This window comes from Flavobacterium psychraquaticum (genome assembly GCF_034497725.1).
GTDB lineage: Bacteria > Bacteroidota > Bacteroidia > Flavobacteriales > Flavobacteriaceae > Flavobacterium > Flavobacterium psychraquaticum.
On record NZ_JAXKVR010000020.1, the window covers coordinates 50,770 to 74,302 of the forward strand.

A 23,533-nucleotide genomic window follows, 5' to 3' on the forward strand; every position below is an offset into this window, starting at 1 on the left:
TGAAGTTGAACTTGTTATTGCGTTTGAACTTATAAAATTATGAGCATTTCAGTCCAAAATATATCGAAATCATACAAAAAAATCAAAGCCGTTGATAACGTTTCATTTGAAGTAAACTCTGGCGAATTGTTTGGATTGATTGGACCTGATGGTGCTGGAAAAACTACTATTTTTAGAATTCTTACAACTCTTTTGGTAGCTGATGAAGGCAAAGCAACTGTTGCCGATTTAGATGTAGTGAACGATTATAAAACCATCCGAAATTCGGTAGGTTATATGCCGGGGAAATTCTCTTTATATCAAGATTTAACGGTAGAAGAAAATCTTACATTTTTTGCCACTATTTTTGGAACAACTATCGAAGAAAATTATGAATTAATCGAAGATATTTATGTTCAAATAGAACCCTTTAAAAATCGTAGAGCAGGAGCGTTGTCTGGTGGAATGAAACAAAAGTTGGCCTTGTGTTGTGCTTTAATTCACGCACCAAAGGTCTTGTTTTTAGACGAACCCACAACAGGAGTCGATCCGGTTTCTAGAAAGGAATTTTGGCAAATGCTAAAACGATTGCAAAAAAAAGCAATCACAATTTTAGTTTCCACACCTTATATGGACGAAGCGTCACTTTGTGATCGAATTGCCTTAATACAAAACGGAAAAGTCTTAAAAATCGATTCGCCACAAGCGATTACAAGCGATTATGAAAAAGTGATTTACGACATTCAGTCTAAAAATACACACGGTTTAATTCACGATTTAAAAAATTATCCGAGTCATTATAGCGTGTATGCTTTTGGTGAATTTATCCATTATATCGATAAGAATTTAGACTTCAATCCGCAAGACATTCAGAATTATTTAGAAGATAAAAACCACACCGATATTGTAATTCGCAAAGCCGTAACCACAATAGAAGATGTGTTTATGGATTTGTAATTCTTAGCTAAAAGACAAAAATGAGTGCAACAACAAATCATACAAGTTCCCTTACTTCGGAAGTCCCGATTCTTCGGGAAGAGGAGGCTATAATTCAAGTCGAGAATCTCACCAAAACGTTTGGCGATTTCACAGCCGTAAAAGGCATCACATTTGATGTTTATAAAGGTGAAATTTTCGGATTTCTAGGAGCAAATGGAGCCGGAAAAACTACCGCTATGAAAATGCTGATTGGTATTTCAAAACCAACTTCTGGTAAAGCAATTGTCGCTAGATTAAATGTAGCAACGCAAGCCGATTTAGTAAAGAAAAGTATTGGCTATATGAGTCAGAAATTCTCTTTGTATGATGATTTAACGGTTAAAGAAAATATTACTTTTTTTGGTGGAATTTATGGTCTATCACGCAAGCAAATCAAGGAAAAAATAACCCAATTAATCACCGAATTAGAAATGCAAAATGTGGTGAATAACTTGGTTAGTTCGTTGCCTTTGGGTTGGAAACAAAAGTTGTCTTTTTCAATTGCTTTATTGCACGATCCTAAAATTGTATTTCTAGACGAACCAACAGGAGGCGTAGATCCAATTACCCGAAGACAATTCTGGGAAATGATTTATACCCAAGCCTACAAAGGCACAACGATTTTCGTGACCACACATTATATGGACGAAGCCGAATATTGCGACCGCGTTTCCATAATGGTAGAAGGGGTAATCGAAGCTTTAGACACACCAAAAAACCTAAAAAAACAATTCAACGTGGATTCAATGAACGATGTTTTTTTGAAACTCGCAAGAAATGTAGAAGCCCCCTAACCCCCAAAGGGGGAACTGTTGCGGACAAATAAAAACAGCACAAACTTGAAACTTTAAACCTGACCCGAGCCATAGCGAACGGGCGAAGCAAACAAACACATAATGAAACGATTCATCGGTTTTATAAAAAAAGAATTCTATCACATTTTTCGGGACAGACGTTCTATGTTTATTCTTTTCGGAATGCCGATTGCCCAAATTATGTTGTTTGGTTTTGCCATAACAAATGAAGTCAACAATGTTAAAATCGCTATTTTCGACCAATCAAAAGATGTTGAAACACAGCAAATAGTTAATAAAATTAGTGCTTCATCGTATTTTAATATTGAACAAGAAATTAGATCGGAAGCCGAAATCGAGTCGGTTTTCAAAAAAGGAAAAGTAAAAGCCGTTTTAGTATTTGAAAAAGATTTTAGCAAGAAACTTAAAACGCAAAGCATTGGAAAAGTCCAAGTTATTACCGACGCAACCGATCCCAATATTGCGAATACCATTTCAAATTACATCAGTTCCATTTTACAGAATTATTCGCTAGAAAAAAATAAAAAAACACCATCGGTTTACCAGATTCAGACGCAAACCCAACTTTATTATAATCCCGAGTTAAAAAGTGTTTTCAACTTTGTTCCAGGCGTAATGACCGTGATTTTGATGTTGGTTTCCGCAATGATGACGTCCATTTCCATTACACGAGAAAAAGAATTAGGCACAATGGAAATCTTATTAGTTTCGCCCTTAAAACCGTTTCAAGTCATCATCGGAAAAGTATTTCCCTACATTTTTATGTCGATTATAAACGCCACAATTATCCTGATTTTAGGCTATTTCATTTTCAAAATGCCTATTGATGGAAGTTTATTTTTACTAGCTTTTGAAACCATTTTGTTCATTATTTGTGCTTTGGCACTTGGCATTTTAATTTCCACCATTTCAGATTCACAGCAAACCGCTATGATGCTTTCCCTTTTCGGACTTATGTTGCCCGTGATTTTATTGTCTGGTTTCATATTTCCCATTTCGAGTATGCCGTTACCGTTGCAAGTAATAAGTAATATAATTCCTGCAAAATGGTTCATCGTCATCATCAAAGCAATTATGCTAAAAGGAGCCACATTCGCCGTAATTTGGAAAGAAACACTAATAATTCTCGGTATGACCTTTTTATTTATAATCGTAAGCATCAAAAAATATAAAATCAGATTGGAATAATTTTTAGGAGCTAATCCCGCTTTCCGTTGCAATCTTTTATTTTTTAAAGGAAAAAACAAAAGGATTTCCACTACAAACACGAAGTGTTCATCGAACACCTATGAGAATAAAAATTTAGTGAGATAATCGGGGCTAGGCAATCAGCAGTCAATAGTAATAAAATTAAAATTCGCGACCATCTGCCAAAATCGGCATCATCCGCGTTCCAAAATAAATCCGTCACAATCCATATAAATCCGCGTCATCCGCGTTCTAAAATGAAAACAATACTATTCATCATACAAAAAGAATTCAAGCAAATTTTTAGAAATAAAAGTATGCTACCGATAATCTTTATTTTGCCCTTGATGCAATTGATAATTCTATCAAACGCCGCGAGTTTTGAAGTAAAAAACATTAAATTCTCCTACATTGATAATGAAAAATCTGCGTTATCACGTCAACTAATCGGCCAATTTGAAGCTTCAGAATATTTTAATAACATCGCTCAATTTTCTTCTAAAAAAGAAGCCGACATTGCGATGCAAAACGGAAAAGTAGATGTAATTCTCGAAATTCCAAATCAGTTCGAGCAACAATTGGTAAAAAACAAAAAAGCCACTCTTTCCGTTAGTATCAATGCTATTGATGGAGCTGCTGCCGGAGTCACGAATGTTTATATTATGCAAATTATTTCAGGATTCAATCAAAATATTCAGACTAATTTGCAACTACACAATGAAGTAATTCCTGTTCCTGTTCAAAGAATTGAGACAATTCCATCGTTTTGGTACAATAAAACCTTGAATTATAAAACTTTTATGGTTCCTGGAATTTTAGTTTTATTAGTAACGATGTTGTCTTTGTTTCTTTCATCAATGAATATTGTGCGTGAAAAAGAAGTTGGTACTTTAGAACAAATCAATGTAACACCAATTAAGAAATATCAGTTTATCGTCGGTAAATTATTTCCGTTTTGGGTATTGGGATTGGTCGTTTTAACAGTTGGATTAGTAATAGCAAAAGTAATTTTCAACGTTCCGATTTTAGGAAATATTTTTTTGATATACTTGTTTACATCAATTTATCTAATTCTTATTTTAGGCATCGGATTATTCATTTCCAATCATACCGAAACCCAACAACAAGCAATGTTTATTGCTTGGTTTTTCACGGTAATTTTCATCTTAATGAGTGGCCTTTTTACACCAATTGAAAGTATGCCATCTTGGGCTCAAAATGTAACATTACTAAATCCAATACGCTATTTTGTAGAGGTTATTAGAATGGTAATGTTAAAAGGCTCCGGATTTCAAGATATAAAATTTCAATTAGGAATCATTGCTTTTTATGCGGTTGTGATTAATGGTTTAGCCGTTTGGAGTTATAAGAAAACCAATTAAAGAGTTTTAGTTATAGAATGTAATATTTGTTACAATAAGTTGTTTTCATCCTTGTATTTTTGTAACTTTAATAAATGAGTTTTATGAAAAAGATGTTGTTTACAAACTGGCACATAATGCGTGTCATTCGATTAATTTTGGCTGTCGGAATTTCCTATCACGCTATTGCTACTGAGCACTATTTTTTCTTGCTCTTTGCTCTATTCTTCTTGCTTCAAGCAGTCTATAATATAGGTTGTGGATCGCAAGGTTGTCAAGTACCTCAAAAGGAGTGAAGTCTTTAGCAATGAGGTTTATAGAAGTAAATCGTACTGTAAAAATAATACTTCGTTAAAAAGTATATAATTGATAGAATTATTTGTAATTTTATATATATTTGTAATATAATACCTTGATTTAAAAATAGTAAATAACAATTTAAAAATAATAAAAAATGAAAAAATTAGTTTCAATTATGGCAGTTGCCGCTTTTATGTTTTCTATGAATGTGAACGCTCAAGAGCCAAAACAATCTAAAAAAGAAAAAGCTAAAACTGAAAAATCTACTGCTACTGCAGAAAAAAAAGAATGCTCCACTGAAGCTAAAGCTGGTGGATGTTGTTCTTCTAAAAAAGCTGCTGAGAAAAAAGCTGAATAATTTTATCGCATCAAATTTAAAACGCCTCGAAATTTTCGGGGCGTTTTTTTTATGTAACAAATGTTGCTGTAGTAGAAATAGTTAAGACTTACTTTTGAAGTATAAAACTAATCGATATGGCAAAAATAGTTGTTTTAGGAGCTGGAATTTCGGGTCATACCGCCGCCGCTCACTTAAGAAGAAAACTATCTAAAGAGCACGAAGTATTAGTAATTTCTCCAAATAGAAATTACCAATGGGTTCCTTCAAATATTTGGGTAGGAATTGGGCGAATGAAATCGAAAGAAATAATTTTTCCTTTAGAACCATTATATAAAAGAAAAGGAATTGGATACAAACAATCCAAAGCCGTTTCTTTTCATCCCGAAGGAGATAGCACAGAAACAAAACCGTATATTTTAGTAGAAGGTGTTTATGGCGATACTTTAGGGAAACAAGAAAAAGTAACTTACGATTATTTAATTAATGCTACTGGTCCAAAATTAGCTTTCGATATGACCGAAGGTTTGGTTCCTGGTACAAATAAAGCGTATTCCGTTTGTACATACGATCACGCAGAACACGCTTCCGAAGCTTTATTGAAATTGATTGATGAATTAAAAACCTCTGATAAAAAAGTAAAAATTTTAATAGGAACAGGTCACGCAAAATCAACTTGCCAAGGAGCCGCATTTGAGTATATTTTAAATGTAGAAAAGGAATTAGTAAATCACGGTGTTCGCGATAAAGCAGCGATTACTTGGATTTCAAATGAATACTATTTAGGTGATTTTGGAATGGACGGTATGTTGATGGAATACAATGGTTTCAATATGAAGTCGAAAGATATGATTGAAATGATTTTTGAAGACCGAGGCATCAATTGGATTTTAGGAGCCGCTGTTAATAAAATCGAAGATGGAATTGCACATTATGAGAATTTAGAAGGCGAATACAAATCAGAAACCTATGATTTTGCGATGTTAATTCCTGCTTTTTCAGGGCACGGTTTTCAAGGATTTGACAAAGAAGGAAATACTATTACCGAAAAGCTTTTCAAAGGTTTTATGATTGTTGATGCGGATTATACGCCGAGACCTTACGAAGAGTGGACGGTTCAAGATTGGCCAGAAACCTATCAAAACCCGACCTATAAAAATATTTTTGCTCCTGGAATTGCTTTTGCACCGCCGCACAGTATTTCAAAACCTCGAACAAGTAAAAACGGAACCGATATTTTTCCATCGCCACCAAGAACAGGAATGCCTTCGGGGATGACAGCAAGAATTGTGGCGGATAATATTATAGATTCTATAAAATTAGGTAGAGAATCCCTAAATCATAAAGGTTCTTTAGGAAATATGGGAGCAGCTTGTATCGCTTCTGCAGGTTACGGAATGACAAAGGGAAGTGGTGTGAGTATTACAACTTTTCCTATTGTTCCCGATTATATAAAATATGCCGATAGAGGAGGAAGAGATATCAACAAGACTTTTGGAGACATTGGTTTAGCAGGACACTGGGTGAAATTAGCCTTGCATTATGCTTTTATTTATAAAGCTAAAATGAAGCCTTTCTGGTGGTTAATTCCAGAATAGAATAGTTGTTAATTTTTCATTATACAATTTACAACAATACAAAATACGATAAGATGGCACAAAGAATATCAAAAGCACAGCGTTCCAAAATGCAAAATCCATTTTTACAGTTTTTTAAATTTTTCTATTTAAATATTAGAATCTTGAAAATTGTTGCGGGAGGGCACGGCGGCACAAGAAAGTAATAATCATTTTGAAGATGATGATTGTTTTTAGTTTTATTGGTTAGTAAAAGAGCAGCTGAAAAGTTGCTCTTTTCTTTTGTAACTGTTGTTGCAAAGGTGTGTAACTCTTGTTACCGTATAGACTTTTTCGGCGACGTACTTTTGTTTCTGTAATAATCAATAAAACAACGATGAAGAAAATTAATCTATTAGTAGCCATTGGAATTGCGTTTGGTGTAGCGAACGGAAACGCACAAGACACTTTGTCTATTTCCAAAAATGATTTGTTGCAAAAAGTCACAGAGAATAACTTACAAATTAAAGTGGCCGAAAAATCATTTCAATCCGCAAAAGCAGATTACCTTCAATCGAATGCAATTTTTTTACCTAACATTAATGTTTCTTACACCGGAATTTCAACGACAAATCCTTTAATGGCTTTTGGTTCAAAATTAAATCAAGAAATTTTAACTGCTGCAGATTTTAATCCAGCACTTTTAAATGATCCCGCGGTTACTCAAAACTTCGCGACGAAAATCGAAATACAACAACCAATATTCAATTTAGATGGTTTGTTTGGAAGACAAGCGGCTAAAGCAAAAATGGATGCTTTTCAGTTGCAAACCGATCGAACGAAAGAATATCTGGAATTAGAAGTTTCTAAATCCTATATGCAATTGCAATTGGCTTACAAAGCAGCGAAAGTGCTAGAAAAAGCAAATGAAACAGCTCAAGGAAATTTACAATTGGTTGAAAACTATTTCAAAAGTGGAATGCTACAAAAAACCGATTTATTAAATGTACAAGTACGTGTCAATGAAATCGCAAATCAATGGCAATATGCCAAATCAAATGTGCAAAATGCCTCAGATTATTTAGCGTTTCTTTTGAATGAAGATATGACTGGGAAAACATACAAACCAGCCGAAGCATTAGAAAGTACAGTCGAAATTGAAAAAATCAATACAACCCTTTCGGATTCGAGAAAAGACATTCAAGCTATGGAAAAATCATCAGAAGCTTATCAAAAAATGTTTCAATCTTCAAAATTTGGATTTTTACCTAGATTAAATGCTTTCGGAAGTTATGAGTTGTATGATTCTAAGTTTTTAGGAACAGCTGCGAAAGGTTATTTGGTAGGAGCACAGTTGTCTTGGGATATTTTCGACGGGTACAAAACCATCGGGAAAACGCAAAAAGCAAAAGCAGATTTCGAAAAAGCATCAGTAGAAACGGAACAGTACAAAAAACAAAGTCAGTTAGAATTAAACAAAACGAATCGCCAATTATTAGATGCTGAAAATAAAGTGAATTTATCAAAATTAGCTTTCGAGCAATCGCAAGAAGCGTATCGAATTCGTCAAAATAGATTTACGCAAGGATTAGAAAAAACAACTGATTTATTAACGGCCGAAACGCAAGTAGCTCAGAAAGAATTAGAACATTTACAAGCGGTTTTTGAATATAATTTTACGAAACAATATTTACAATTTTTAACCAAATAAAACTCGATCTCAATTCTTCGGGATTAAAATCAACTTCAATTTCTAAAAATAAGATTATGAAAATAATACTATCAATCATCACACTTTCCACTTTGCTGTTTGTTTCTTGTGGAGAAGACAAAAAAGAAATCACCACTAATGAACTAGCTGTTCCTGTGAAATTATCGATAAAATCTGAAAACTCAAACAGTGCATACATTACGGCAAGTGGAAAAATAGAATCTGAAAACAGTGCCAATTTAAGCACTAGAATGATGGGTTATGTTACTAAAGTAAATGTAAAAGTAGGACAAAATGTATCTACCGGACAACTTTTAGTAAGCATTAATAATACCGATTTACAAGCTAAAAAAGCCCAAGTCGATGCTTCAATTACGCAAGCTACTGCAGGTTTTAACAATGCTAAAAAAGATTACGACCGATTCGTGAATTTATTTGCACAACAATCTGCTTCACAAAAAGAATTAGACGATATGACGGCTCGTTACGAAATGGCTAAAGCCGGATTAGAAGCCGCAAAACAAATGCGTAATGAAGTAATGGCTCAGTTTTCTTATTCAAATATAACCGCTCCGTTTTCAGGAACAGTTACCAATACGTTCATAAAAGAAGGCGATATGGCAAATCCAGGAATGCCTTTAGTAAGTATTGAAGGCGTTTCAAAAATGCAAGTTACTGCGATGGTTTCAGAAAGTGATATTTCGAATGTAAAAAACGGAATGCCCGTTAAAATCAACGTGAAATCTATCAACAAAGAAGTTGCCGGAAAAGTTTCAGAAGTAAGTTTATCCGCTAAAAATACAGGAGGTCAATATTTAGTAAAAATTACTTTAGATACTTTGGACAAAGAAATTTTATCAGGAATGTTTGTAAACGTTCAATTTCCAGTGGAGAAAAAAGCAACTGCAACTAATGTGAAATCAGATGTAGTGATGATTCCAACAAGTGCTTTGGTAAAACAAGGCCAATTAACAGGAGTTTACACGGTAGGAAGTGGCAACGTAGCGATTTTAAGATGGTTAAGAATCGGAAAATCATTCCGAGATCAAGTAGAAGTTTTATCTGGTTTATCGGCAGACGAACAATATATAGTTTCAGCTGATGGAAAGTTATACAATGGAGCTAAAATTAGTGTTCAGTAATTAGTAAGCAGTGTTCAGTCGCAGTGTTCAGTTAAAACCTGAAACTAAAAAAACTTTAAACAAAAATAAGATGCAAGAAGGTATATCAGGTAAAATAGCCAGTTTTTTCATGAACTCAAAACTAACCATTCTATTAATGGTAGCGTTGATGATAATTGGTACCTACAGTTCGTTTTTAATCCCAAGAGAAGAAGAACCGCAAATTAATGTTCCAATGGCCGATGTAATGATTGGTTATCCCGGAGCAAGCCCGTCAGAAGTAGAAAGTAGAGTGATAAAACCGCTTGAAAAAGTACTATCAAACATCAAAGGTGTTGAGCATTTGCACAGTATGGCGATGAATGGTCAGGCAATGATTATCGTACAGTTTTATGTAGGTGAAAATAGCGAAGAATCGTATGTGAAATTATACGATGAATTGATGAAACACCAAGATATGTTTCCTGAAGGCGTTTATCCGCCAATGGTAAAAACACGTTCTATTGACGATGTTCCGATGCTGGGATTAACGCTTTGGAGTGAAAAATATGATGATTTTCAATTGCGTCAAATCGCAGAGGAAATTACTACAGAAGTAGAAAAAGTAAAAGACGTTGCCATTACTAAAGAAATTGGAGGAAGAACACGCGAGCTAAAAGTAGTTTTAGACAAAGATAAAATGGCTGAAAGTGGCGTTGATGCATTGAGCATTATGCAAATGATTAAAGCCAATAATGGAAGTTCGCAATCTGGAGCTTTTGTGCAAAATGATACCGAATATTTAGTTACAACAGGCAAATTCTTGTCATCTACTGAAGATGTTGAAAACTTAGTTATTGGTGTAAATAATAAAATGCCGATTTACTTAAAACAAGTCGCTAAAATTCAGGACGGACCACAAACGGCTAAGAATTATGTGTCTTTTGGATATGGAAAAGGAAATGAAAAATTCTCGAATTACAAATCAGAATATCCAGCAGTTACGATTTCTATTGCGAAAGTAAAAGGGGCTGATGCGATGAAAATTTCAGAGAAAATTCTGGAAAAGGTTGAAAGTTTGAAGAAAAATTTAATTCCCTCTGATGTGCACGTTGAAGTTTCTCGGAATTATGGCGAAACTGCTTCGGATAAAGTAGGCGAGTTGTTGTTTCACTTGTTAGTTGCAATAATTGCTGTAACGATTTTAGTGATGTTAGCCATGGGCTGGCGAGGTGGATTAGTAGTATTTTTCTCGGTTCCATTAACGTTTGCCCTAACATTATTTAGTTATTATTTGTTGGGTTATACATTAAATAGAATTACGCTTTTCGCACTCGTTTTCGTAGTTGGGATTGTCGTCGATGACAGTATTATTATTGCTGAAAATATGCATCGCCATTTCAAAATGAAACGATTACCGTTTAAAGATGCTGCTATTTATGCGATTAACGAAGTAGGAAACCCAACGATTTTAGCAACGTTTACAGTTATTGCTGCTATTTTACCAATGGCTTTCGTGTCGGGAATGATGGGACCTTATATGAGTCCGATGCCAATTGGTGCTTCTATCGCGATGATTTTATCTTTATTCGTAGCATTAACAGTAACGCCTTATTTAGGATATCATTTATTACACGAAAAAGACGAACAAGAAAATAAAGAAGAGGAGGGTTTAGAAACTTCAAGAATTTATAAAATTTACAAAAAGATTGAAGAACCGCTTTTAAATAGTTCTAAAAAACGAAATGTAATGTTTGTCATTACAGGTGTTTTATTAATAGGTTCGATGTTGATGTTTTTCACAAGATCGGTTGCAGTAAAAATGTTACCATTTGATAATAAAAACGAATTTCAAGTGGTTATCGATATGCCAGAAGGAACGACTTTAGAAAGAACCGCAGCCGTTACAAAGGAAATTGCACAATATCTTTCTACAGTTCCGGAAGTGGTGGATTATCAGAATTATGTAGGAGCTTCGGCACCAATTACATTCAACGGATTGGTACGTCATTACGATTTGCGTGGTGGAAGTAATATGGCCGATATTCAGGTGAATTTATTACACAAAGACGATAGAAAATTACAAAGTCACGACATTGCGAAAGTAGTGCGTCCAGAAGTTCAAAAAATTGCTAAAAAATATGGTGCGAATGTGAAAATTGTTGAGGTTCCGCCAGGACCACCAGTATTATCAACATTAGTTGCTGAGGTGTATGGTCCGAATTATGAAGAGCAAATTAAAGTAGCGCATCAAGTGAAAACTATTTTAGAAAACACGGTTGATGTTGTGGATGCCGATTGGATGGTTGAAGCACCTCAAGTGGAATATAAATTAGAAGTTGATAGAGAAAAAGCAATGCTTAACGGAATTGCACCGCAACAAGTAGTAGGAAATATTACGTATTTATTACGCGAAATACCAGTTTCTAATTTGTATGATGAGCGTTCTAATAATCCAGTTGGAATTACACTTTCATTGGATGACAAAGACAAAACTTCGATTGAAGATATTCAAAATCTAAAAATCAAAGGAAGTCATGGAAATGTAGTTGCCGTTAGCGATTTAGTGAAAGTTACTAAAGATACTTTGCAAAACACCATTTATCGCAAAGACCAAAAACGCGTAGTTTATGTGTTGGCCGATATGGCGGGAGCATTAGAAAGTCCGGTGTATGCTATCTTAGGAATGAATGAAAAATTAGCTAAAATTGAAGTGCCAAAAGGATACAAAGTCAACGAATTATACTTAGATCAACCTTCAGATGAAAGTGATTTTACCGTGAAATGGGATGGAGAATGGCAAATTACTTTAGAAGTATTCCGTGATTTAGGAGCAGCGTTTTTAGTTGTAATCATTGTCATCTATATGTTAATTGTAGGATGGTTCCAAAACTTTAAAACACCGTTAGTAATGATGATTGCCATTCCACTTTCATTAATTGGAATTGTATTAGGGCACTGGTTGTTAGACGCTTTCTTTACTGCAACTTCTTTCATTGGAATGATTGCCTTAGCGGGAGTAATGGTCCGGAACTCCGTGTTGTTAATCGACTTTATTGAAATCCGATTAAACGAAGGTGCACCCATAAAACAAGCGATTATTGAAGCTGGAGCCGTTAGAACAACTCCAATTTTATTAACAACTGGAGCCGTAGTTATTGGAGCGTCGATTATATTATTTGATCCAATTTTCCAAGGATTAGCGATTTCATTAGTAGCTGGAGCTATTGTTTCAACCTTATTAACTTTGATTGTTGTGCCATTAATTTACTACATAGTAGAACGCAAAAACTTTACGAAAAACGAAGTGAATTCAGAAACAAATAATACAATTGAATAAATCAATTAAAATGCCTTTGTCGCAGGTTCAAATCTTCGGCAAAGGCTCTATAAAAAAGCGTAAATTTTAAAAACAAAACAAAATGATCAATAAATTAATCAAAAGAATAGCCGGAATATTCATTATTTTAAGTGTACTATTGGGAATGTATGTAAATCCAAATTTTTATTGGTTTACATTATTTGTAGGAGCTAACTTGTTGCAATCGTCCTTCACAAATTGGTGTTTAATGGAAGATATTTTAAGAAAACTATTTAAGATAAAAGACTAGTTTGAAAAATGTAGCGTATAAAAAACGCCATTTAAATTAATAAATGGCGTTTTTTATATTTGTAATGCTTGGTTTTTTTGGCGTTAAATTTTATTTTTTTATAATACTAACAGCGGTTCCAGTTGCAGTAACTGTTATGTAATTAGTTGTAGTAAGTTCAATATCTACACTAATACCTACAATAGCATTCGCATTTAGTTTAGCAGCATTTGCTTCAAGTTGTTGAAAAGCTTGGTCTTTAATTTCTGAAATACCTTCGCTCATTCCGGCATAATATTTCTGCATACTAAATGTCCATTCCATTTTTTGAATGTTCACTGCGGTTCCTGAAACAATGCCATTATATTCGGCAATTCTATAACCTTCTATAGAATTTGTTGTGGTTAAAATCATATCTTAAATGTTACTAGTTTGGTTTTAAGTATTAGACCAAAATAGTATGCTTTTGTTACAATTTGAATTTATTTCTTTGGAATTTATAATTTGAGGCTTATTTTATAGTTGAAAAACGGGAATTTTCTGATTTATTTTTATTTTTAAATGCAAAATTCACCTTTGCAACTTTATAACTTTATCTTATCTTTGTAACTTATTAAAACCACAAAGCATTATGTTTGATAATTTAAGCGATAAGTTAGATAAAGCGTTTCATATCTTAAAAGGGCACGGTAAAATTACTGATGTTAACGTTGCGGATACGCTAAAAGAAGTTCGTAGAGCATTATTAGATGCCGACGTGAATTTTAAAATAGCTAAAGATTTTACCACAAGAGTCAAGGAAAAAGCTATTGGTGAAAATGTATTAACTACGTTACAGCCGGGCCAATTAATGATTAAAATCGTTAAAGACGAGTTGACCGAATTAATGGGTGGCGATGTAGCAGGTATTAATTTATCTGGAACTCCTTCTGTTATTTTAATGTCGGGTTTGCAAGGTTCTGGTAAAACTACCTTTTCAGGTAAATTAGCTAATTTCCTTAAAACTAAAAAAGGTAAAAAACCTTTATTAGTAGCTTGTGATATTTATCGTCCGGCAGCAATTAATCAGTTAATTGTTGTGGGTGGACAAATTGGTGTTGAGGTTTATTCTGAACCCGAAAATAAAAATCCAGTTGAAATTGCTCAAAATGCTATCAAGCACGCAAAAGCAAATGGTTTCAATGTAGTGATTGTCGATACGGCTGGTCGTTTGGCTGTTGACGAACAAATGATGAAAGAAATTGCTGATGTTCACAAAGCAATACAACCGCAAGAAACCTTGTTTGTTGTAGATGCAATGACTGGACAAGATGCTGTGAATACGGCAAAAGCATTCAACGATAGATTAAACTTTGACGGAGTTATCTTAACCAAATTAGATGGTGATACTCGTGGAGGAGCTGCTATTTCTATTAAATCAGTTGTAAACAAACCGATTAAATTCATTGGTACGGGAGAAAAAATGGAAGCAATTGATGTTTTCTATCCTGCTCGTATGGCCGATCGTATTTTAGGAATGGGAGACGTTGTTTCTTTAGTTGAAAGAGCTCAAGAGCAATACGACGAAGAAGAAGCAAGAAAATTACAGAAGAAAATTGCTAAAAACGAATTCGGTTTTGACGATTTCTTATCTCAAATTCAGCAGATTAAAAAAATGGGTAACATGAAAGACTTAGTCGGAATGATTCCTGGTGCTGGAAAAGCGTTAAAAGATATAGAAATTGAGGATGACGCTTTCAAACACGTTGAAGCAATTATTCAGTCGATGACAAAAGAGGAAAGAAGCAAGCCAGCTTTGATTGATATGAAAAGAAAAAATAGAATTGCAAAAGGTTCTGGTGTAAAAATTGAGCAAGTCAATCAATTGATGAAGCAGTTTGAGCAAATGAGCAAGATGATGAAAATGATGCAGGGCGGCGGCGGCAAAAAGATGATGCAAATGATGCAAGGCATGAAATAGTTTACCGTAGAGACGCGATTTATCGCGTCTTTTTTATAGTATTAAATCATAAAATATTTAGATTTTTTTATTAAAATAAACAAGTAGAATAAGCAACAAACAACACAACAAATGCAATTATTAGACGGAAAAAAAGTATCGGAAGATATTAAAAATGAGATTGCTGCAGAAGTAGCGAAAATGAAAGCAAAAGGAGAAAAAGTTCCACATTTAGCTGCAATTATTGTAGGAAACGATGGCGCTAGTTTAACTTATGTAGGAAGTAAAGTAAAATCTTGCGAGCGCGTAGGTTTTGAATCTACTTTAGTGAAAATGCCAAGTACCACTTCTGAAACAGAATTATTACAAAAAATCAAAGAACTGAATGAAAATGACGATATCGATGGTTTTATCGTACAATTGCCGTTGCCAAAACAAATTGATACACAAAAAATCATTGAAGCAATAGATCCAAGTAAAGATGTTGATGGTTTTCATCCAGAAAACTTTGGAAAAATGGCTTTAGATATGTCAACTTTTATTCCTGCAACGCCTTTCGGAATTTTAGAATTATTAGAACGTTATAATGTACCAACCGATGGGAAACACACCGTTGTTATCGGAAGAAGTCATATTGTAGGGCGTCCTATGGGGATTTTAATGGGAAGAAAAGGTTTTCCAGGAAATTCAACGGTAACAGTAACGCACAGTCATACTAAAAACTTAAATCAAATTACTTCGCAAGCAGATATTATTATTTCGGCGTTAGGGGTTCCAAATTTCTTAAAAGCAGAAATGGTAAAAGATGATGTGGTAATTATTGATGTCGGTATTACAAGAGTTGAAGATGAAACTACCGATAAAGGTTATAGAATTGTAGGTGATGTAGATTTTGAAAATGTTTCTAAAAAAGCATCCTACATAACTCCGGTTCCTGGTGGAGTAGGACCAATGACAATTGCAATGTTATTAAAAAACACATTATTGGCTAGAGAGCAGAAAAGAAATAAGTAGTCTTAAAGCTGAAATTCAACTATAAGATTCAATGATAAAAATTTCATTTATTATAAGTTTTGACTATTTAAAACAACTTATATATTTTAGCTTTAAGGGAGTTTTATTAAAAAGACATATAAAATTATACTATTTACTTTTTCAGCTGTAAAATGGCGTTAAAATAGATATTCGTAAAAAAAGACCTCATTTTGAGGTCTTTTTTAGTTTCTATGTCATTTTATAAAGTAAATAACACTGTTTATCTCTTCTGATAATCTGATGTGAAAAATAACTCAACCGAAGGATATTTTTGTTGCGTCATTTGAATTGAAAAATCACTATCTGCTAGAAATACTAATTGTCCGTATTTGTCATGCCCTAAAAATTTCTGTTTTACACGTTTAAATTCGGCAAACTCCGTGTTTTTTGGATCTTTAGGTTTAACCCAACAAGCTTTAAAAGCAGGGAAGTTTTCGTACGTACATTTTGCACCATATTCATGTTCTAAACGGTATTGAATAACTTCGTATTGAAGCGCTCCAACGGTTCCAATTACTTTTCTTCCATTCATTTCTAAGGTGAACAACTGTGCAACACCTTCATCCATTAATTGGTCAATCCCTTTTTCTAATTGCTTAGCTTTTAATGGATCTGCGTTGTTAATGTATCTAAAATGCTCTGGTGAAAAACTTGGAATTCCTTTGAAATTCATTAATTCTCCTTCGGTTAATGTATCTCCAATTTTAAAATTTCCGGTATCGTGTAAACCTACAATATCTCCAGGATAGGATATATCTACAATCTCTTTTTTCTCTGCAAAAAACGCATTCGGACTCGAAAATTTCAAATTTTTCCCCAATCTAACATGTAAATAAGGTTTATTTCTTTCAAAAGTTCCAGAAACAACCTTCACGAAAGCAATTCTATCTCTGTGTTTTGGATCCATATTAGCGTGGATTTTAAACACAAAACCACTTAGTTTCTCTTCATCGGGCTGTACCAATCTTGTGTCTGATTCTTTTGCTCTAGGTGTTGGTGCAATGTCAACAAAACAATCTAAAAGTTCTCTTACACCAAAATTATTTAACGCAGAACCAAAGAATACAGGCTGTAAATTACCCGCTAAATACTCCTCTTTATTAAAGTCTGGATACACTTCATGTATTAATTCTAATTCTTCTCTTAATGTATTTGCAGGTTTAGCACCTATAATTTTATCTAATTCTGGACTATCAAGATCGGAAATAGCTATGGTTTCTTCAATATTTTTTCTACTATCACCTTCAAATAAGTTGATATTCTTTTCCCAAATGTTATAAATTCCTTTGAAATCGTATCCCATTCCTATTGGAAAGCTCAAAGGCGTTACGCGAAGTTTTAGTTTTTTCTCCACTTCATCCATCAAATCAAAGGCGTCTTTTCCTTCACGATCCAACTTATTAATGAAAACAATCATCGGAATTTGACGCATTCTACAAACTTCAACTAATTTTTCAGTTTGTTCTTCAACTCCTTTTGCCACATCGACTACAACAATAACACTATCAACTGCAGTTAATGTTCTAAAAGTATCTTCAGCAAAATCTTTATGTCCAGGAGTGTCTAAGATATTGATTTTCTTGTCTTTATAGATGAATGCTAAAACTGAAGTAGCAACAGAAATACCACGCTGACGTTCGATTTCCATAAAATCGGATGTTGCTCCTTTTTTGATTTTATTACTTTTAACCGCACCTGCTTCTTGAATAGCACCACCAAAAAGTAGCAGTTTTTCAGTAAGTGTTGTTTTTCCGGCATCGGGATGCGCAATAATTCCAAAGGTTCTTCTTCTAGCTATTTCTTCAATAAAACTCATGTGTACTAATTTTATGCAAAAATACTATTTATATATAACATTCTATTCTAAGATTAATTTATTATTTTAACCATTTAAAAAAATACAAATGAATTACAAAATCTTACAAGTTGACGATCACTTTGTTGTTAAAGCTGTTGTTTCTATTATTGTAAATAATGAAATAGACAATTTAGCAATTTGTTATGCTAATGATTATTTAGGAGCAATTTAATTGGTTAAATAAATATGATTTATTTTAAATAGTAACATTCCAGGTGGAAAAAGTACTGCTATGATGGCCGAAATGAAAGCAATTTTAATAAACGTTAAAATACTAATTTTTTCTTCCTACTAAGAAGAATCTTATCAGCTTCGGTACATTCACGCGGGAGCTGATGGTTATTTAAATAAACGGAGTGGTGAAGTTAAAATTGTTGAAGTCGTAAGGTCAATCATGAATACGGGTAAATATTTAACGGCAGCGATAGTCAATAAACTTAATGATAAACACCTTAATAACGAACCAGTTAATCCTTTTGATAAATTATCAAAAGAGAGAATTAGAAATTGCGAAGTTATTAGTTAAAGGTGAAGGTAATCTTGAAATATCAAATTTTTTGGACATCCAAATGTCAACTGTTAGTACGTATAAAAACAGAGTTTTTGAGAAATAAAAAATTTAAGTAACTTTTGTACCTGTTCCTTCCTCAGAGTAAATTTTCATTTTTTCTTTAAATAAACGTAAAATTCTAAAACCATATGAACCCCAAGTCCGTAATTTTTGAGTGCTAACTTATCTGTTTCGTATTTCTTTTGAAGATTCATATGATAGGTTCTAATTTCTTTTGAAATACCGGCTCTATTGTATTCAATATTAATATGTATTTTGTTTTTATCGTATTTATTTCAATTTTTTTCGTCCCATTTCTTGTGTTTTTAATGGCGTTATCTATAAGATTGTGAATAATAATACCAAAAACATTTTGTTTAAATAAATTGGTTTCAATCCGTTTTTTTAAGGACTTTTAATGTCATGACTAATGGTTCCTATCAGTTTTTTATGTTGTTGAATTTCTTGATTTAAGTTGTTTTTTTAAGTTACAGATTTAAAAGATCAGCAGTACTATATTTAACCATCTTTTCTAATGCTATGTTTTTCTTTCGGATGTGTCAAATTCTTAATTTTAAAGCAAAGAATAGTATTGTTATTAATAAAATTCCCATTAAAACTTTGAACGCTATTTTCTCATAAAAGAAAAAAGGGATTGGGATAACTATTTTTTTATTTCGTATTCGGAAGTGAAGGGTTTAATTTTTCTAATATACAAAGTGTGAACTCCTGGCGATAAATTTGTAAAACTTATTTCGTTTTCATTAGTAAGACTTATCCATTTGTTCTCATCAGTTACGTCTAATGTTACTTCAAAGAATATATTATCAGGATTCCCTAGAAATGCATAATCTCTTTTAAATTTAACTCTGTCTACATCTCTACTAATGTGAATTTTGTCTTTGAAATAATTTGTTTTACGATCTAATTCAACTTCACTAACGTATAATTTATTTGATGGTGTGATTTTACGAATTTTCTTTGGGGGTATCTCATGATTAAATAAAAACGGCATTGGAGCAAACCTATCAACAGGAAGGATATGGCGAATCTAAATTGGTGAATGTTTCTGGATGTGAACCAATTAATATATCAAATTGTACGGAGGAAGAACATCAAGCGAACAGACGAAGTTAGTTTATAATCAAGGCGATCTTAACGCTAAATAGTTTAACAAAAAAGCATCAATTTAATTTGATGCTTTTTTGTTAGTAGGAAGTTATAAATTTTTAAATTATTAGCAATAAACTGAAATTCAGTATCTTATTTTATTTTTTAAAATGAAGTCAATTCTTGTTAATTTTTATTACTTTTCAAAACACTTTAAACGATTTTAGTGAGATTAATCTTGTTTTTTGTAGAAGTTTTAATTCAAAAAAACTAATATAATTATAATTAATTTTATTAATTATAGCGTTAATTTCAAAATTTAGACAAAATAGGATTGCATTTTAACGATTTAATCTGCATTTAATCGTTAAAAATCAATTATTTTACAGTTTTTAATTGGATTCGTAACTTCTTTTTATATATTTGTATCGCAAAAAAAAAGCGAATTAAAATTTTATGTTTTATTGTTAAAAACACACATAAATAAAAAGTATAAAATTTGTACAAACCTACTTTGATTTTTAAATAATTAAAAAAATAAAAATCTAAATAATGTACAATTACGTATACTAATAAATGATAACATTCTATACCCCAAATTTATGAAAAACAACGAGCCCCAAAACTTGTTTTTTAACGAAATCAATTTGTATCGAAATAAAATATTTCTTAATTATTTTATTTTTCCTTTTAAAAACTTTTCAGTAAAAAATAAAATTTTTTACTGAAATCAGCACACTAAAACTTAAGCTATAAATCTTACTTAGACACTTTATTTTATGAATATTTATTCATAGAAAACATTTTGTCGCTTTTCAATCAATTTTACTTAATAAAAGTATGAAAAAAAACAGTTTATCACGCAATGATTTTTTTACAATAAAAAGTTTATTTTTATTAGTAACGATGTTGTTTTTTATAAACAATGCTAGTGCACAATTTTACACTAAGCACTATATTGCTCCTGCACCTTGGCAATATTTTACAAATGCTAATGAAATTGTTATTGCAACAAACTCAACAACCAGTGTAAGTGTTTCAATTGCTAGAAGTAATGGTACGGTAATAACTACCTTAAATACAATTAAAGGAACGCCGGCTGTTTATAGATTTGTTGGAGCACCAACGAGCTTACCTTATCTCGCAACTAATACAGTAATTAATGGAGCTGGGTTAATCATAACAGCTGCAACTCCTGTTTCAGTAAATGTTAGAAATGTGGCTTCTGATCAATTATCAGGTGGAGCTGATGCAAATAATATAAAGGGAAACGCCTCCTTAACTAGTTTTGGAGACGCTGGAAAAGGAACAAATTTCCGTATTGGTTATTATAGAGGTGATGATTTAGGAAATTTTGGAGGGCTTAATTTTAGACGTCCGATATATTCCATTTTGGCAATTGACAATAATACCTCTGTTGCAATAAATAATGTTGCGACTATTACATTGAATGCGGGTCAGAGTTATTTATTTGAGGCACCCTTAGGATCATTAGTTACTACTAACTTACCGGTAGTTATGAACACAGGTGCTAAAATTGACACTCCAGCAGGTTGTGGTGATGGTACTTTAGATCAAATTGCGCCTAATGCAGTTTTAGGGAGTGAATATTTTTTAGTTAGGGGACAAGGTAATAGTACTGCGGAGCAAACAACTGTAGTGGCAACACTTCCAAATACAGTTGTGACAGTAACTAATTTTAGTGTTACTGGTGCTCAAGTATCTACTTCTACACAAACTCTTATTAATGCTGGGGATTTCTATACCCTACAAAATGGCGATGGTTCTATAGCACTTTCAGCTTCAAGAATTGTAGCTACTAAGAATATCATTGCCTATTCTGGTTCAGCGGATGGCTGTGAAGTAGATGTAGCTACACTAGCGCCAGTTTCTGCTTGTGGTGGATCTACTTTTGTGGAAACTTATAAATTTACAAATTACACCAATGGTAATCTACCTTATACTGGTTATATCTTAATTAAAGATGCAACAACATTAGTTAATTTTAACGGGTCAAATATTGAAACTATTGCGGGTGCCAGAAGACAATTAGGAACAACAGGATGGTATTTAATTGATTTTAATAATACTGAATTAAGCAATCCTACTATTATATCTTTAGCTAGTACTACAAAGATGAATGTAGTTATTATACAACAAGGTGGAGGTTTTTCAATGTCAGCAGTTTTTTCTAGTTATACCGAAATTCCTGCAGCACCAAGTTTAACTTACATAGCTGGGCCTGAATGTTTAACACAAAGTTCTACGCTCAGTACTTCACCAGGTTTTGCGCCTTACCAATGGTATTTAAACGGGAATCCTATTGCTGGAGCTACTTCTAATACATATACTACTTCAGTTTCAGGTTCTTACACAGTATCCTCAACCTTAACTTGTAGTGTTCCATTTCAATCGGCACCAGTTCAAGTAACGCTTTGTGGAGATGTAGCTGTTACTAAAACGGTTAATAATCTGTCACCAACACTAGGCTCAAATGTTATTTTTACTATTGCAGCTACAAACAATGGTCCAAGTAATGCTACAGGGGTTTCGGTTTCTGATTTGCTACCTTCAGGTTACACTTTCGTTTCAGCAGTTGTGCCAACAGGAACAACATTTAATGCAGTAACAGGTTTATGGTCTATTGGTGGCCTTGCAAATGGCCAAACAGTTTCATTAACAATAACTGCAACGGTTTTAAATACTGGAACTTATACAAATACTGCTCAGATAACATCTTCTAATCAGCCTGATACAAATGTTTTAAATAACACTTCATCTGTTACACCTGTTCCTTGTGCTCCAAAGCCTATAGCTGGTGTTGTTACTCAGCCAACTTGTGTAACTGCTACAGGAAGTTTTGCAATAACAAATTATAATTCAGCTTTTACCTATACTGTAAGTCCATCAACTGGAGTTAGTATTTCAGGGGCAGGTGTTGTTACAGCACCGGCAGGGACTTATACTGTTACGGCTGCTTTTGGAGCTTGTAATTCAGTTTCAGCAAATGTTGTAATCAACGTACAACCAGCAACACCAGCAGCTTCAACAGTTGGAACCATTACTCAACCAACCTGCGCAGTAGCAACAGGAAGTGTTGTATTAACAGGCTTACCATCAGGAAACTGGACCATTAATCCAGGAAATATTACAGGAAGTACGACATCTACTACAATCTCAGGATTAACAGCAGGAACTTACACTTATACAGTTACGAATTCTGTGGGATGTATTTCAACTGCTTCTGCAAACGTTGTAATCAACACACAACCCGCAACTCCAGCAGCTCCAACAGTAGGAACAATCACCCAACCAACTTGTGCAGTGGCAACAGGAAGTGTTGTATTAACAGGTTTACCATCAGGAAACTGGACAATTAACCCAGGAAACATTACAGGAAGTACTGCAACTGCAATTATCTCAGGATTAGCAGCAGGAACTTACACTTATACAGTTACGAATTCTGTGGGATGTATTTCAACTGCTTCGGCAAACGTTGTAATCAACACGCAACCCGCAACTCCAGCAGCTCCAACAGTAGGAACAATCACACAACCAACTTGCGCAGTAGCAACAGGAAGTGTTGTATTAACAGGTTTACCATCAGGAAACTGGACAATTAACCCAGGGAATATTACAGGAAGTACGACATCTACAACTATTTCAGGCTTAACAGCAGGAACTTACACTTATACCGTTACGAATTCTGTGGGATGTATTTCAACTGCTTCTGCAAACGTTGTAATCAACGCACAACCCGCAACTCCAGCAGCTCCAACAGTAGGAACAATCACCCAACCAACTTGTGCAGTAGCAACAGGAAGTGTTGTATTAACAGGCTTACCATCAGGAAACTGGACCATTAATCCAGGAAACATTACAGGAAGTACTGCAACTGCAATTATCTCAGGATTAGCAGCAGGAACTTACACTTATACAGTTACGAATTCTGTGGGATGTATTTCAACTGCTTCGGCAAACGTTGTAATCAACACACAACCCGCAACTCCAGCAGCTCCAACAGTAGGAACAATCACCCAACCAACTTGTGCAGTAGCAACAGGAAGTGTTGTATTAAGTGGTTTACCAGCAGGAAACTACTGGACAATTAACCCAGGGAATATTA

Annotated in this window: 18 protein-coding genes and 1 pseudogene; 16 read left to right on the forward strand and 3 right to left on the reverse strand. The window is 33.6% G+C overall.

Annotated elements, in window-relative coordinates:
• Positions 1-39 precede the first annotated feature (39 nt).
• The 11 genes from T1L09_RS01505 to T1L09_RS01555 all read left to right on the forward strand — a co-directional run bounded on the left by T1L09_RS01505 (position 40) and on the right by T1L09_RS01555 (position 12,936).
• Positions 40-936: an ABC transporter ATP-binding protein gene (locus T1L09_RS01505; RefSeq protein WP_322549173.1), complete on the forward strand. Its 897-nt coding sequence runs from the start codon at positions 40-42 to the stop codon at positions 934-936.
• Between the two features lie 20 nt (positions 937-956).
• A complete protein-coding gene (locus T1L09_RS01510; protein ID WP_322549174.1) occupies positions 957-1,751 on the forward strand; it encodes an ABC transporter ATP-binding protein in 795 nt (264 codons plus the stop codon).
• Positions 1,752-1,853: 102 nt separating this feature from the next.
• On the forward strand, positions 1,854-2,960 hold the full coding sequence (locus T1L09_RS01515; RefSeq protein WP_322549175.1) for an ABC transporter permease: 1,107 nt from the start codon (positions 1,854-1,856) through the stop codon (positions 2,958-2,960).
• Positions 2,961-3,217: 257 nt separating this feature from the next.
• Positions 3,218-4,342: an ABC transporter permease gene (locus T1L09_RS01520; protein ID WP_322549176.1), complete on the forward strand. Its 1,125-nt coding sequence runs from the start codon at positions 3,218-3,220 to the stop codon at positions 4,340-4,342.
• Between the two features lie 433 nt (positions 4,343-4,775).
• On the forward strand, positions 4,776-4,979 hold the full coding sequence (locus T1L09_RS01525; protein ID WP_322549177.1) for a hypothetical protein: 204 nt from the start codon (positions 4,776-4,778) through the stop codon (positions 4,977-4,979).
• A 116-nt stretch (positions 4,980-5,095) separates the two neighbouring features.
• Positions 5,096-6,556: an NAD(P)/FAD-dependent oxidoreductase gene (locus tag T1L09_RS01530; protein ID WP_322549178.1), complete on the forward strand. Its 1,461-nt coding sequence runs from the start codon at positions 5,096-5,098 to the stop codon at positions 6,554-6,556.
• Positions 6,557-6,609: 53 nt separating this feature from the next.
• Complete coding sequence (locus T1L09_RS01535; protein WP_322549179.1) at positions 6,610-6,741, forward strand: hypothetical protein; 132 nt, start codon at positions 6,610-6,612, stop codon at positions 6,739-6,741.
• A gap of 170 nt (positions 6,742-6,911) precedes the next feature.
• Positions 6,912-8,225: a TolC family protein gene (locus tag T1L09_RS01540; RefSeq protein ID WP_322549180.1), complete on the forward strand. Its 1,314-nt coding sequence runs from the start codon at positions 6,912-6,914 to the stop codon at positions 8,223-8,225.
• Between the two features lie 56 nt (positions 8,226-8,281).
• The gene (locus T1L09_RS01545) at positions 8,282-9,367 is read left to right on the forward strand and encodes an efflux RND transporter periplasmic adaptor subunit (RefSeq protein ID WP_322549181.1); all 1,086 of its coding nucleotides are present in this window, start codon (positions 8,282-8,284) and stop codon (positions 9,365-9,367) included.
• A gap of 70 nt (positions 9,368-9,437) precedes the next feature.
• Positions 9,438-12,665, forward strand: a complete 3,228-nt coding sequence (locus tag T1L09_RS01550) for an efflux RND transporter permease subunit (RefSeq protein WP_322549182.1) — start codon at positions 9,438-9,440, stop codon at positions 12,663-12,665.
• 82 nt (positions 12,666-12,747) lie between these two features.
• Positions 12,748-12,936 (forward strand): YgaP family membrane protein, encoded by a 189-nt coding sequence (locus tag T1L09_RS01555; RefSeq protein WP_322549183.1) that lies wholly within the window; start codon positions 12,748-12,750, stop codon positions 12,934-12,936.
• Positions 12,937-13,026: 90 nt separating this feature from the next.
• Here the strand turns inward: T1L09_RS01555 and T1L09_RS01560 are convergent, their stop codons facing one another.
• A complete protein-coding gene (locus tag T1L09_RS01560) occupies positions 13,027-13,329 on the reverse strand; it encodes a heavy metal-binding domain-containing protein (RefSeq protein ID WP_322549184.1) in 303 nt (100 codons plus the stop codon).
• Between the two features lie 217 nt (positions 13,330-13,546).
• Between T1L09_RS01560 and ffh the strand changes: the two genes are divergently transcribed.
• Together ffh and T1L09_RS01570 are read left to right on the forward strand one after the other, a co-directional pair.
• On the forward strand, positions 13,547-14,875 hold the full coding sequence (gene ffh / locus T1L09_RS01565; protein ID WP_322549185.1) for a signal recognition particle protein: 1,329 nt from the start codon (positions 13,547-13,549) through the stop codon (positions 14,873-14,875).
• A gap of 111 nt (positions 14,876-14,986) precedes the next feature.
• A complete protein-coding gene (locus T1L09_RS01570) occupies positions 14,987-15,868 on the forward strand; it encodes a bifunctional 5,10-methylenetetrahydrofolate dehydrogenase/5,10-methenyltetrahydrofolate cyclohydrolase (protein WP_322549186.1) in 882 nt (293 codons plus the stop codon).
• A gap of 241 nt (positions 15,869-16,109) precedes the next feature.
• Here the strand turns inward: T1L09_RS01570 and T1L09_RS01575 are convergent, their stop codons facing one another.
• Positions 16,110-17,705, reverse strand: a complete 1,596-nt coding sequence (locus tag T1L09_RS01575; protein ID WP_322549187.1) for a peptide chain release factor 3 — start codon at positions 17,703-17,705, stop codon at positions 16,110-16,112.
• An 88-nt stretch (positions 17,706-17,793) separates the two neighbouring features.
• Between T1L09_RS01575 and T1L09_RS01580 the strand changes: the two genes are divergently transcribed.
• The gene (locus tag T1L09_RS01580; RefSeq protein ID WP_322549188.1) at positions 17,794-17,919 is read left to right on the forward strand and encodes a hypothetical protein; all 126 of its coding nucleotides are present in this window, start codon (positions 17,794-17,796) and stop codon (positions 17,917-17,919) included.
• Between the two features lie 268 nt (positions 17,920-18,187).
• Positions 18,188-18,361, forward strand: coding sequence for a LuxR C-terminal-related transcriptional regulator (locus T1L09_RS13800; RefSeq protein ID WP_422718370.1), 174 nt, complete (start codon positions 18,188-18,190; stop codon positions 18,359-18,361).
• A 600-nt stretch (positions 18,362-18,961) separates the two neighbouring features.
• Here T1L09_RS13800 and T1L09_RS01585 read toward each other — a convergent pair.
• Entirely contained in the window at positions 18,962-19,312 is a 351-nt protein-coding gene (locus T1L09_RS01585; RefSeq protein ID WP_322549189.1) for a hypothetical protein, read from the reverse strand.
• A 935-nt stretch (positions 19,313-20,247) separates the two neighbouring features.
• On the opposite strand from T1L09_RS01585, the pseudogene T1L09_RS01590 reads away from it, so the two are divergent.
• A pseudogene (locus T1L09_RS01590) lies at positions 20,248-23,533 on the forward strand (hypothetical protein); the annotation flags it as partial.